This is a genomic window from Pseudomonas sp. AU11447, assembly GCF_001672555.2.
Classification (GTDB): Bacteria; Pseudomonadota; Gammaproteobacteria; order Pseudomonadales; family Pseudomonadaceae; genus Pseudomonas; species Pseudomonas nitroreducens.
Genome location: NZ_LZDG02000041.1, coordinates 58,102 through 70,900, shown reverse-complemented (window position 1 = coordinate 70,900; position 12,799 = coordinate 58,102). Strand labels below are relative to the sequence as shown.

Sequence of the window (12,799 nt, the reverse complement as noted above, 5' to 3'; positions counted from 1 at the left end):
CCCGCCCGACGGGCCTTCCGGGCGAAACTTGCGTAGATCCGTCATTTCCTTATAGGATCGCGCCTTCCCCCATTTTCCGCTCCATGCGGTCCCGCCGCAGGTTCAGCCCGTTTTTTCTCACGAAAGCCGGTCGGTACCTCGGCCTGATTCTGAGAATAAGTAGTAGGTACGAACCATGAGCGCACGTCACTTCCTCTCGATGCTGGATTACACGACCGAAGAACTGCTCGGTCTGATCCGCCGTGCCACCGAGCTGAAGGACCTGCGCGACCGAGGTGTGCTCTACGAACCGCTGAAGAACCGCGTGCTGGGCATGATCTTCGAGAAGGCCTCGACCCGGACGCGGATCTCCTTCGAAGCCGGGATGATCCAGCTCGGCGGCCAGGCCATCTTCCTCTCCCCGCGCGATACCCAGCTGGGCCGTGGCGAGCCGATCGCCGACGCCGCGCGGGTGATGTCGCGGATGGTCGATGCGGTGATGATCCGCACCTTCGCCCACAGCAACCTGATCGAGTTCGCCGAGAACTCCCGCGTGCCGGTGATCAACGGCCTGTCGGACGACCTGCATCCGTGCCAGCTGCTGGCCGACATGCAGACCTTCCATGAGCACCGCGGCAGCATCGCCGGCAAGACCGTGGCCTGGATCGGCGACGGCAACAACATGTGCAACAGCTACATCGAGGCGGCGATCCGCTTCGACTTCCAGCTGAACGTGGCCTGCCCGGAAGGCTACGAGCCGAACTCCGCTCTGATGGAGCAAGCCGGCGAGCGCGTGAAGATCTTCCGTGACCCGCGCGAAGCGGTCGCCGGCGCACACCTGGTGAGCACCGACGTCTGGGCATCCATGGGCCAGGAAGACGAAGCGGCCGCGCGCCTGCGCCTGTTCCAGCCATATCAGGTAACACGTGCGCTGCTCGATGGCGCGGCGGCGGATGTACTATTCATGCACTGCCTGCCGGCCCACCGTGGCGAAGAGATCAGCGAAGACCTGCTGGACGACGCGCGCTCCGTGGCCTGGGACCAGGCGGAAAACCGTCTCCACGCCCAGAAAGCCCTGCTCGAACTGCTGGTCGAGCACGCGCATTACGCCTGAGCCCTCCTGTTTCGAGCCCGATGACCAAACCGCTGCTGCTCACCCTCGACGACCTTTCCTGTGGCTATGAACAGCAGCGTGTGGTGCAAGGCGTCAGCCTGCACCTGAATGCCGGCGACATCGGCTGCCTGCTCGGCCCCTCGGGCTGCGGCAAGACCACCACCCTGCGCGCCATTGCCGGTTTCGAGCCGGTGCAGGGCGGGCGTATCGAACTGGGTGGCGAAGTGATTTCCCGCCCCGGCTTCACCCTGTCACCGGAGAAGCGCCGGATCGGCATGGTGTTCCAGGACTACGCGCTGTTCCCGCACCTGTCGGTGGCCGACAACATCGCCTTCGGCATCCGCAGGAACCCCGAGCACGAGCGCATCGTCGGTGAGCTGCTGGAGCTGGTGAAGCTCGATGGCCTCGGCCAGCGCTTCCCCCACGAGCTCTCCGGCGGGCAGCAGCAACGCGTGGCCCTGGCCCGCGCGCTTGCGCCGCAGCCGCAACTGCTGCTGCTGGACGAACCCTTCTCCAACCTCGATGTGGAATTGCGCCGCCAGCTCAGCCACGAGGTGCGCGACATTCTCAAGGCCCGCGGCACCAGCGCGATTCTGGTGACCCACGACCAGGAAGAAGCCTTCGCCGTCAGTGACCACGTCGGCGTATTCCGCAACGGCCTGCTGGAGCAGTGGGATACCCCGTTCAACCTCTACCACGAGCCTCAGACGCCCTTCGTCGCCAGCTTCGTCGGCCAGGGCTATTTCATTCGCGGACAGATGTGCGGGACCGATGCGGTGCAGACCGAGCTGGGCCTGCTGCGCGGCAACCGCGCCTATAGCCTGCCCGACGGCTGCGCAGTGGATGTATTGCTGCGCCCGGATGACCTGGTGCCGGCCGCCGATGGCGCACTGAAGGCGCGCATCGTCGGCAAGTCGTTCCTCGGTGCGGCTACCCTGTATCGCCTGCAATTGCCCACCGGCACCCAGCTGGAATCGCTGTTCCCCAGCCATGCCGACCACCAACCGGGCGATGAAGTGGGCATCGGCGTCGCCGCCGAACATCTCGTGCTGTTCCCCGCCCAAGGCAGTGTGGCGCTCTAGGCGAGCGCCTTCTCAAGCTTGGGCAGCAACTCGAACAGGTCGCCCTGCAAGCCATAGTCGGCGATCTCGAAGATCGGCGCGTCCGGATCGAGATTGATCGCCGCGATGACCTTGGCGTCCTTCATGCCCGCCACGTGCTGCACGGCCCCTGAAATTCCCACGGCAAGATAAAGCTCTGGCGCGACGATGCGTCCTGACTGGCCAATCTGCAGCTCCGCGGGCGCAAACCCCGCATCCACTGCCGCCAGCGAAGCGCCAACGGCGCCGTGCAGGCGATCCGCCAACGGATAGAGCGCGGCAAAGCCTTCTTCGGTTTGCAGGCCACGCCCACCGGCGACTATGACCTTCGCCGACTCCAGCGCGGGGCGCTCGAAGCCTGGGTGTTCTTCGCCCTGCCAGTGCGACAGACCGAGATCGCCCGGCCCGCCGATACGCTCCAGTTCGGCATTGCCATCGGCCAGTGGCAGCGGATCGAAAGCGGTTGGGCGAATGCCCAGCACGATCGACGGCCCCTCGCAGCGCACCGTGGCGATGGCATTGCCGGCGTAGATCGGGCGCTGGAAGGTCTGCTCGTCGATGACGGCGATGACGTCGGAGACCGCGTCCACATCCAGCAAGGCTGCGATGCGCGGCAGGCAATCGCGGCCCACGGCGGTGGCCGGCGCGAGGATGTGGCGGTATCGCGGAGCCAGTTGCACCACCAGTGCCGAGAGGTTTTCCGCCAGCAGGTGGTCGTAGGCGGGATCGCCTGCCAGCAGAACGCGATCAACACCCTCGAGACCACAAGCCTGTTTCGCCAGCTCCTCGAGGCCACTGCCCGCAAACAGCAGATGAACTTCGCCGCCGATCTGCCGGGCGGCGGCCAGGGCGTTCAGGGTAGCGGGCGCCAGGACGGCGGAGTCGTCGGTAACGTGATAGTCAGCGATAAGCAGAAGGGCCATGGGCCTGCCTCCGAAGCTGCGAACCGCGCCAGTGGGGCGCGGTTTTCAGTGAAGGCCAGCCTACGCCGGGGAGCCGAAAGCACCCCGGTCACAGATCAAACAACCAGCAGACGGCCGCTGGCAACCAGACGGGCGTAGCCGGCGATGCTGACGCGCTCGCCTTCCAGACGGCACCACAGCTCGCCGCCGCGCGCGGAAGCCTGGAAGGCGCGCATCTGCAGCTTGTTCAGGCGGCGCGACCAGTACGGGATCAGCACGCAGTGGGCGGCGCCGGTCACCGGGTCTTCGTTGAGACCTATGGCCGGAGCGAAGAAGCGCGAAACGAAGTCGTAGTCGTCGCTGCGCGCGGTAACGATCACGCCCAGGTACGGCAGGCGCGCGAGAGCAGCGAAATCGGGCTGGCAGTCACGCACCGCCTGCTCCGACTCCAGCAGTACCAGCAGGTGGTTGGCGGTGTTCAGTGCATCCACCACGTCCACGCCCAGAGCGTTCTGCAACTCCACCGTAGAGCCGGATTCGCTCGGCGGCTGCGCCGGGAAGTTCAGTGCCAGCCGGCCTTCCTCACGGGTCACACGAAGAGGCCCGGACAGGGAGTTCAGCTCCAGCACTTCGCCCGGCTCGTCGAACACTTCGAACAGCACGTGGGCGCTGGCCAGGGTAGCGTGGCCGCAGAGCGGCACCTCGGCGGTCGGGGTAAACCAGCGGATGCGCCAACCGGCGGGCTCCTTCACCAGGAAGGCGGTCTCCGAGAGGTTGTGCTCGGCGGCGATCTGCTGCATCAGTTCGTCGCTCAACCAGGCATCGAGGCGGTACACCATGGCCGGGTTGCCGGCGAACGGGCGATCAGTGAAAGCGTCTACCTGGTGAAAATCGAGCAGCATGGCAGTCTCCTGAAAAGTGATGTCCGAGCATGACAGAAGCCGATGAACGACGAACCGTACAGAAGCGAGCAGACAGTCGTTCGCTCAACCCCGACCAATGGGGGCGAAGGTCGCCGATGTCAGGCCGGCCAGCGTCTCGGCGCTCAACTCCACTTCCAGCCCACGGCGGCCGGCGCTGACGTGGATGGTGGGGAAACTCTGTGCGGATTCATCGATGAAGGTACGCAGGCGCTTCTTCTGCCCCAGCGGGCTGATGCCGCCCACCAGATAGCCTGTAGCGCGCTGCGCGGCATGGGGGTCGGCCATGTCGGCTTTCTTCACACCCGCCGCGTGGGCCAGCGCTTTCAGGTCCAGGGTGCCCACGACCGGTACCACAGCGACCAGCAACTCGCCCTTTTCGCTGGAGGCGAGCAGGGTCTTGAAGACGCGCGCCGGATCGAGGTTGAGCTTCTCGGCGGCTTCCAGGCCATAGGACGGCGCCTTCGGGTCGTGCTCATAACTCAGCACATGGTGTTCGGCGCGGTTCTTCTTCAGCAGGTCGATGGCGGGGGTCATGATCGGCGGGCTTCTCGCAAGCGGCTTTCCAGCGCATAACAGTAAGCCAAGGCGTGCTGCACTGCACGGTGTTCGCTTCACCGGCGCGGACGAATCCCGTATGGTCTGCGCCAATCCCCTTACGGGTCCTGTTGCAGGGAATGCTGCAGGGACTGCTGAACGACAAGGCCACTGCCATGACCGACCCGAAGAACAAGAAATACGTCGTCGCCCTCGACCAGGGCACCACCAGCTCGCGCGCCATCATCTTCGACCACGACGCCAACGTGGTCAGCGTGGCCCAGCGCGAGTTCGCGCAGATCTACCCGCAGCCGGGCTGGGTCGAGCACGACCCGATGGAAATCTGGGCGACCCAGAGCTCGACCCTGGTCGAGGCGCTCGCCCAGGCCAACCTCAGCGTTGCCGAGGTGGCGGCCATCGGCATCACCAACCAGCGCGAAACCACCCTGGTGTGGGACAAGGCCAGCGGCCGGCCGATCCACAATGCCATCGTCTGGCAATGCCGGCGCAGCGCGGCCATCTGCGAGCAGCTCAAGCGCGATGGCCTGGAACAGCACATCCGCGATACCACGGGGCTGGTCATCGACCCCTACTTCTCCGGCACCAAGCTCAAGTGGATCCTCGACAACGTCGAAGGCGCCCGCGAACGTGCGCAGCGCGGCGAGCTGCTATTCGGCACGGTCGACAGCTGGCTGATCTGGAAGCTTACCGAAGGCGAAGTGCACGTCACCGACTACACCAACGCCTCGCGCACCCTGATGTTCGATATCCACACGCTTGACTGGGACGAGCGCCTGCTCGCCGCGCTGGATGTGCCGCGCGCCATGCTGCCGCAGGTTCGCGCATCCTCCGAAGTCTATGGCCACGCCAAGGTCGGCGGCCTGGGTGTGCACCGCACGCCGATTGCCGGGATCGCCGGCGATCAGCAGGCCGCGCTGTTCGGCCAGATGTGCGTGGAACCGGGCCAGGCCAAGAACACCTACGGCACCGGCTGCTTCCTGTTGATGAACACCGGCGACAAGGCGGTGAAGTCCACCCACGGCCTGCTCACGACCATCGCCTGCGGCCCGCGTGGCGAAGTCGCCTATGCGCTGGAGGGCGCGGTGTTCAACGGCGGCTCTACCGTGCAGTGGCTACGCGACGAGCTGAAAGTGATCAACGATGCCCACGACTCGGAGTACTTCGCCACCAAGGTGAAGGACAGCAACGGCGTCTACCTGGTCCCCGCCTTCACCGGCCTCGGCGCGCCCTACTGGGACCCGTATGCCCGCGGCGCCCTGTTCGGCCTGACCCGCGGTGTGAAGGCTGATCACCTGATCCGTGCCACCCTGGAATCCATCGCCTACCAGACCCGCGACGTGCTCGACGCCATGCAGCAGGACGCCGGCGAACCGCTGCGCGCGCTGCGCGTGGACGGTGGCGCGGTGGCCAACAATTTCCTCATGCAGTTCCAGGCCGACATCCTCGGCACTCCGGTGGAGCGCCCACAGATGCGCGAGACCACCGCCCTCGGCGCCGCCGTGCTGGCGGGCCTGGCCAGTGGTTTCTGGAGCGACCTCGCGGAGCTGAAGAACAAGGCAGTGATCGAGCGGGTATTCCAGCCGGCCTGCGACGAAGCCGAGCGCGCGCGGCTATACAAGGGCTGGCAAAAAGCAGTCGAACGCACCCGTGGCTGGGCAGCGGAAGACTGACTGCTCTGCTGTAGGACCGAGGGGGACGCCCAGTCCTTGCTCGCGAACCGCTTGACTCCACAGAACCCGGCGGGGTCCGCGAGCAATAACGATGGCGTCCCCCTCGCTCCTACAAGTCCATGACAGCGTCGGCTCCGTGCGGCATCCTTGCCCTCCCGGCCCGTCCGCACGAGCGAACCGCATGAACCTGCCACCCCGCCAGCAGAACATCCTCGATCTGGTCCGCGAACGCGGCTACCTGAGCATCGAAGAGCTCGCCCAGCAGTTCGCCGTCACGCCGCAGACCATCCGCCGCGACATCAACCAACTGGCCGAGCAGAACCTGCTGCGCCGCTACCACGGCGGCGCGGCCTGGGATTCGAGCATCGAGAACACCGCCTACAACACCCGCGCCGACCAGATGCGCGACGAGAAGCAGCGCATCGCCGAAGCCATTGCCGCGCAGATTCCGGACAATGCCTCGCTGTTCATCAATATCGGCACCACCACCGAAGCCATCGCCCGCGCCCTGCTCGGCCACCGGAACCTGAAGGTCATCAGCAACAACCTGCACGTCGCCAGCATCCTCGCCGGCAAGGACGATTTCGAAGTACTGATCGCCGGCGGCACGGTGCGCAGCGACGGCGGCGTGGTCGGGCAGGCGGCAGTGGATTTCATCGAGCAATTTCGCGTCGACTTCGCCGTGGTGGGCATCAGCGGCATCGACGAAGATGGCAGCCTGCTGGACTTCGACTACCAGGAAGTGCGCGTCTCCCGCGCCATCATCGATAACGCGCGGCAGGTATTCCTCGCCGCCGACTCCAGCAAGTTCGGCCGCAACGCCATGGTGCGCCTGGGCCCGATCTCCCTGGTCAACCGAGTCTTCACCGACAGCCCGCCACCCGCCGCCGTAGCGCGCCTGATGAGCCAGTACAAGGTTCAGCTCGAGCTGGTCTGAGACTTCCCAGTTATTTCACTTTCGAACATTCAGACGAATGCCTGCGCGAATTCGCGCCAAAGGCTGGTCATGTTTCGTTCACTGAACTAGGATATTTTCGAAAACGAACATAAAAGATTCACTTTCAACACCCAGGCGGCCCCATGAATTCCACCAGCAAGCGCCACGCGCCCCTTGCCGAAGTCTATGACCTGGCCGTCGTCGGCGGCGGCATCAATGGTGCGGGGATCGCGGCGGACGCCGCCGGGCGCGGGCTGTCAGTGTTCCTTTGCGAACAGCACGACCTCGCCGCCCACACCTCCTCCGCCAGCAGCAAGCTGATCCACGGCGGCCTGCGCTACCTCGAACACCACGAATTCCGCCTGGTCCGCGAAGCCCTCGCCGAGCGCGAGGTACTGCTGGCCAAGGCTCCGCACATCGTCCATCCGATGCGCTTCGTGCTACCGCACCGCCCGCACCTGCGCCCGGCCTGGATGATCCGCGCCGGCCTGTTCCTCTATGACCACCTGGGCAAGCGCGAGAAGCTGCCGGCATCCCGTGGCGTACGCTTCGGCATCGACAGCCCGCTCAAGGCCGAGATCACCCGTGGATTCGAATATTCCGACTGTTCGGTGGACGACGCCCGCCTGGTGGTACTCAACGCCATGGCCGCCCGCGAGAACGGCGCGCATATCCACCCGCACACCCGCTGCGTCAGCGCGCGGCGCAGCAAGGGTTTGTGGCACCTGCACCTGGAACGCCGCGACGGCAGCCTCTACTCGATCCGCGCCCGCGCGCTGGTCAACGCCGCCGGCCCCTGGGTCGACCGCTTCCTGCGTGAGGAACTGCGCCAGAAACCGCCCTACGGCATCCGTCTGATCCAGGGCAGCCACCTGATCGTGCCGCGCCTTTACGACGGCGAGCACGCGTACATCCTGCAGAACGAGGATCGGCGCATCGTCTTCGCGATTCCCTACCTGCGCCAGTTCACCCTGATCGGCACCACCGACCGCGAATACCAGGGCGACCCGGCGCAGATCAGCATCAGCGAAGCCGAGACCGACTACCTGCTCAACGTGGTCAACGCGCATTTCAAGCGCCAGTTGAGTCGGCAGGACATCCTGCGCAGCTTCTCCGGCGTGCGCCCGCTGTGCGACGACGAGTCCGACGATCCGTCCGCAGTCACTCGCGACTACACCCTGGCGCTGGACAACACCCCCGGCGAAGCGCCGTTGCTCTCGGTGTTCGGCGGCAAGCTGACCACCTACCGCAAGCTCGCCGAGGCCGCGCTGGAACAGCTCAAGCCACACTTCGCCGGCGTGATGAAGGCGAGCTGGACCGCCAGCGCCCCGCTGCCCGGCGGCGAAGCCATGACCACAGTGGAAGACCTGGCCATCCAGCTCATGGAACGCCTGCGCCAGCTCGACCCGGCCCTTGCCCGCCGCTGGGCCAGCACCTACGGCAGCCGCATCTGGCGACTGCTCGACGGCGCGCACAACCTCAGCGAACTGGGCGAACACCTGGGTGCCGGGCTCTATGCGCGGGAAGTGGAATACCTGGTCCGCGAGGAATGGGCCCGCGACGCCGACGACATCCTCTGGCGCCGCACCAAGCTCGGGCTGTTCCTCAATGCGCGGCAGAAGGAGCGGCTGGAGCAACTCCTCAGCAGCGAAAGCCCGCTGGAGCCCAGCACGCAGGTTGCCTGAACGTCGAATTGGAGCGAGCAGCCACTCTCGCGGATAATCCCCGACGCCACCGCCCCGGTGGCGTCGCCGCATAGAGAAAGACGTGGACCTGATCCTCAAGGCAGCCCTTGGCGCCGGCGTGGTGCTGATCCTCGCCGCGCTGTCGAAGACGCGCAATTACTACATCGCCGGCCTGGTGCCGCTGTTCCCCACCTTCGCCCTGATCGCCCACTACATCGTCGGCAAGAGCCGTTCGCTGGACGACCTGAAGACCACCATCCTGTTCGGCATGTGGTCGATCATTCCCTACTTCGTCTACCTGGCCGCGCTCTACCTGATGGTGGATCGCATGCGCCTGGAGCTGTCGCTGGCGATGGCTGCGCTGGCCTGGCTGGTAGCAGCTTCGCTGCTGGTGTTCGTCTGGGTACGCCTGCACTGAGTCAGGCGCGTGCCGCCAGCTGCGCTTCCAATTCGCTGATTTGCGCCTGCAGGCGGTCACGCTCGGCACGTTCGGCGCGGATGTCCTCGAACACGCTGATCAGGTGATCGGGCACCCCGTCCTGTGCGCGACGCTGCAGCGAGGTGCGCACGCGCACCCAGACATAGTCTCCGTCGCGGCGGCGCAAGCGTTTCTCGACCACGTAGCGATCGAAATGACCGGCCAGCAATTGGCGCAGAAGATCCAGGTTGGTCGCCAGGTCGTCGGGGTGGGTGATGTCCTGGAAGGTGATGGCGTAGAGCTCCTCGGGGCGATAACCGAGCAACTCGCAGAGGCTGCCGTTCACCCGCTGCCAGCTGCCGTCCAGCCCAATGTAGGCCAGTGCGCCCCAGGTCAGCTCGAAGATCGCCCGGAAACGCTCCTCGCTGTTGCGCAGTCGTTCCTCGGTGGCCATGCGTTCGGTGTTGTCCATGCTGATGCCGACCATCTTCAGTGGTCGGCCGACAGCATCGTTGACCACCGTGGCGCGCGAGGCAATCCAGCGCAGGCTGCCGTCGGGCTGGAGGATACGGAAATCGCACTCGCAGCCCTTGCCCTCGGTAGCAGCACGCTCATACATCGCTTGCATGGTGGCCACGTCCTCCGCCGGGAGGTGGCTCCAGAACGTCTGGTTGGAGCTGACATGCCAGCCGTAGACCGCTTCGACGTTCGGCGAGTAGGTCACTTCGTCGCTGATCAGGTTCCATTCCCAGGTGACGATCCGCGCGCCCTCCTGGGCCAGCTTCATCCGCGTCTCGCTCTCCATGATCTCGGCGGTGTAGCGACGGCGCAGGTCAGTCATCGGCAGCTCGATCGGCTCGGCATCCTGCACGCTGCGCAGGGCCTCCTCGCCGTAGCGCAGCCAGAGCCAATTGACCTTGAGAAAGTCTGCCAGCCGACGCAGGTTGTCGTAGTCGATCTCGCCGCCCTTGGTCCACTTATGCACCGCCGTGCGTGAAATACCCAAGGCCGAACCCACTGCCTGCAACGTCAGCTTGTGGTGTTCGAGCAGTTCCTTGAGACGGAAGGCGAAGCTGTTTTCCATCATGGGTGGCGCGGTCCCTGGAGGTATTCGAGGGCCGCAGTATACACAGCTGTAAACCGGTGGATGACAGCACTGGACCTGCAGGAACGAGCCTGATCGCGAACAACCCCCGCCGCGCAGTGGGTTCGCGAGCAAGCTCGCTCCTACATGAAGGCCAGGAAGTTACAGGTCGATCACCAGCCGCTCCCCGCGAGCGCGGGAGACGCAGAGCATCAGGGTCTGTTGCGACGCCTTTTCCTCGTCCGACAGGTACTGGTCGAAATGCTCCACCTCGCCTTCGAGGATGCGCGTCTCGCAGGTTCCACAGACACCCTCGCGGCACAGGCAATCCACCTGGGCGGCCTTTACGTTCTCGATGGCCTGGATGATGGTCATGCCCTCTTCCACTCGCAGTTCACGGCCGGAGCGACCCAGTACCAGGGTGAAGGCGCCGCCGCTGGCAGGAGCGGCCGCAAACTGTTCGAAGTGTACGCGCGCCTCTGCGATTCCGGCTTTCTTCGCGCCGTCGATGACTGCATCGATCAGCGGCTTGGGCCCGCAGACATAGACGTGGTCGTTCGCCGCCAGGGAGGCGAACAAAGCGGCCAGATCGAGGCGGCGATGCTCACTATCCACATAGAAACGCACATTCCCGGCATGCGGACCGTCTGCCAGCTCGCCCTGGAAGGCGCCATGCTCCGGGCTGCGGAAGGCGTAATGCAACTCGTACGGGACGGCGCCGCCTTCCAGCTCATGCAACTGGGAAAGGAATGGCGTGATGCCGATGCCACCCGCAATCAATACGTGGCGCCCGGCCTTGGGATCGAGGGCGAAAAGGTTGTTCGGGGTGGAGATCGTCAACTGGGTGCCGACCTCGACCTGCTGGTGCATGAAAGCCGATCCGCCCTTGGATTGCTCTTCCAGTCGAACGCCGATCTGGTAGTGGCTGAGGTCGCGCGGATCGCTCATCAGCGAATAGGCGTTGCTCAGGCCGTCGGCCATTTTCACGATCACGTGGCTGCCGCCGCTGAAGGCCGGCATTGGCTGGCCGTCGGCTCGCGCCAGAGTGAAGCGCTTGATCTGCGGGGTTGCCTGCTCCACGGCAGTCACGCGCACGCTGAACATCTCGTAGGTATTGGCCATGGTTCACCTCAACTGACCGGGTGGCCGCGCCACCCGCCTCCCTTCCGGCTCCCCGAGCGGCGGTGGAAGAGAGCTGTTTTCTAGGGAATGCCGCCCCGCTGTTTGCGGGGCGGGTGCCCTGCACCGACATCGCCGATGCAAGGCCTCACGCAATTACTGTTCGCCGCCCACAGGCGGCGCGCCGGGTCAATCCAGGTGCGACACGGCGATCAGGTTGTGGAAGTGGGCAATGCCGTGCTCGCTGATACCGGTGCGCTCCTTATCCACCATGATCCGACCCTGGCCGCGGTAACCGCGGGACTTCAGGCCCTTCTGCACGCTTTCCACCAGGCGCAGGTCTTCCGGGCGGAACACTTCGCGGTACCAGTCGATGAGCTTCTGCTGCTCCTCGGTGATGTCCTTGTTGAGGAAGTAGATGTCGTAGTGCTGCAGTGTGGTTTCGGCGTCGACCGGGAACTCGTAGATCACGGTCATGAAGTTGGCGCCCGGCGGCACGTTGAACATGGTGCACGGCCAGGCCCAGAAGCCGGAGAAGGACGGATCGCTCACCGACTCGTCGACCTTGAACGACTGCTCCGAGGACTTGGCGATGCCGTACTGCAGGGTCCAGTTGCCGTGCAGGGTGTGACCGTACTGGCCGACGTCCACGGAGTCGGCGAAGCTCGGGTGCGCCGGGCCGCAGTGGTAGCACTCCATGTAGTTGTCGACGATGGATTTCCAGTTCGCCGGAGTGGCGCTGACGAAACGAGCGGCCAGGTGCAGGTCATCGATCACCGCGCAGGCGCCGCGCATCTTGGCTTCCAGGCCGGGCAGCTGCTCTTCCACGCTGCCGGCATTGGCATCCATGTTGATGAAGATGAAACCGGCGTATTCCTCGACGCGCAGCTGCACCAGGCTGTAGTCACCCTTGTCGAAGGCCTCGACCTGGTCGCAGTTGCGAACGTGGGTCAGCTCGCCGTCGAGCTTGAAAGTCCAGGCGTGGTAGGGGCACGCGATGACGTTCTTGGCAATGCCGCCAGTGCCTTCGAGCAGTTGGTGACCACGGTGCGGGCAGACGTTGTAGAAGGCGCGCAGCACGTCATCGCGGCCCCGCACGACGATGATGCTCTCGCCGATCACCTCGCGGACGATATAGGCATTCTTCTCGGCCACTTCACTGCGATGGCCCAGGCAGATCCAGCTGTGGGCAAAGATCTTTTCCTTCTCGTGCTCGAATACGGCATCGCTGGTGTAGAAGTTCGCCGGAATGGTGTAGGCGCGCTCGTGGTCGCTGCAAAAATCGGCGGGCAGGCGTTCGAAGTCGGTCATCG

General features: G+C 65.0%; 12 protein-coding genes. 6 read left to right on the top strand and 6 right to left on the bottom strand.

The window, feature by feature from the left end:
* Positions 1–175 precede the first annotated feature (175 nt).
* Entirely contained in the window at positions 176–1,093 is a 918-nt protein-coding gene (argF, locus tag A6723_RS12865; RefSeq protein WP_054908861.1) for an ornithine carbamoyltransferase, read from the top strand.
* Positions 1,094–1,113: 20 nt separating this feature from the next.
* Positions 1,114–2,175, top strand: a complete 1,062-nt coding sequence (locus A6723_RS12860; RefSeq protein WP_054908862.1) for an ABC transporter ATP-binding protein — start codon at positions 1,114–1,116, stop codon at positions 2,173–2,175.
* Here A6723_RS12860 and A6723_RS12855 read toward each other — a convergent pair.
* From A6723_RS12855 to ybaK, 3 genes are all read right to left on the bottom strand, one after another.
* Complete coding sequence (locus A6723_RS12855) at positions 2,172–3,116, bottom strand: electron transfer flavoprotein subunit alpha/FixB family protein (RefSeq protein ID WP_054908863.1); 945 nt, start codon at positions 3,114–3,116, stop codon at positions 2,172–2,174. The two genes, A6723_RS12860 and A6723_RS12855, sit on opposite strands and share 4 nt — an antisense overlap.
* Positions 3,117–3,211: 95 nt before the next feature.
* Positions 3,212–3,997, bottom strand: coding sequence for a PhzF family phenazine biosynthesis protein (locus A6723_RS12850; protein WP_054908864.1), 786 nt, complete (start codon positions 3,995–3,997; stop codon positions 3,212–3,214).
* An 84-nt stretch (positions 3,998–4,081) separates the two neighbouring features.
* The gene (gene ybaK / locus A6723_RS12845) at positions 4,082–4,552 is read right to left on the bottom strand and encodes a Cys-tRNA(Pro) deacylase (protein ID WP_054908865.1); all 471 of its coding nucleotides are present in this window, start codon (positions 4,550–4,552) and stop codon (positions 4,082–4,084) included.
* A gap of 176 nt (positions 4,553–4,728) precedes the next feature.
* Between ybaK and glpK the strand changes: the two genes are divergently transcribed.
* The 4 genes from glpK to A6723_RS12825 all read left to right on the top strand — a co-directional run bounded on the left by glpK (position 4,729) and on the right by A6723_RS12825 (position 9,283).
* The gene (gene glpK, locus A6723_RS12840; protein ID WP_054908872.1) at positions 4,729–6,243 is read left to right on the top strand and encodes a glycerol kinase GlpK; all 1,515 of its coding nucleotides are present in this window, start codon (positions 4,729–4,731) and stop codon (positions 6,241–6,243) included.
* Between the two features lie 181 nt (positions 6,244–6,424).
* Positions 6,425–7,180 (top strand): DeoR/GlpR family transcriptional regulator, encoded by a 756-nt coding sequence (locus A6723_RS12835; protein ID WP_054908866.1) that lies wholly within the window; start codon positions 6,425–6,427, stop codon positions 7,178–7,180.
* Positions 7,181–7,323: 143 nt separating this feature from the next.
* Positions 7,324–8,865 (top strand): glycerol-3-phosphate dehydrogenase, encoded by a 1,542-nt coding sequence (glpD, locus tag A6723_RS12830; RefSeq protein ID WP_054908867.1) that lies wholly within the window; start codon positions 7,324–7,326, stop codon positions 8,863–8,865.
* Positions 8,866–8,956: 91 nt separating this feature from the next.
* Entirely contained in the window at positions 8,957–9,283 is a 327-nt protein-coding gene (locus tag A6723_RS12825; protein WP_169942803.1) for a GlpM family protein, read from the top strand.
* Position 9,284: 1 nt separating this feature from the next.
* Here the strand turns inward: A6723_RS12825 and A6723_RS12820 are convergent, their stop codons facing one another.
* From A6723_RS12820 to A6723_RS12810, 3 genes are all read right to left on the bottom strand, one after another.
* The gene (locus tag A6723_RS12820; RefSeq protein WP_054911254.1) at positions 9,285–10,370 is read right to left on the bottom strand and encodes a helix-turn-helix transcriptional regulator; all 1,086 of its coding nucleotides are present in this window, start codon (positions 10,368–10,370) and stop codon (positions 9,285–9,287) included.
* 159 nt (positions 10,371–10,529) lie between these two features.
* Entirely contained in the window at positions 10,530–11,489 is a 960-nt protein-coding gene (locus A6723_RS12815; RefSeq protein ID WP_054911253.1) for a PDR/VanB family oxidoreductase, read from the bottom strand.
* Positions 11,490–11,675: 186 nt separating this feature from the next.
* On the bottom strand, positions 11,676–12,797 hold the full coding sequence (locus A6723_RS12810; protein ID WP_054911252.1) for an aromatic ring-hydroxylating dioxygenase subunit alpha: 1,122 nt from the start codon (positions 12,795–12,797) through the stop codon (positions 11,676–11,678).
* Positions 12,798–12,799: the final 2 nt, after the last annotated feature.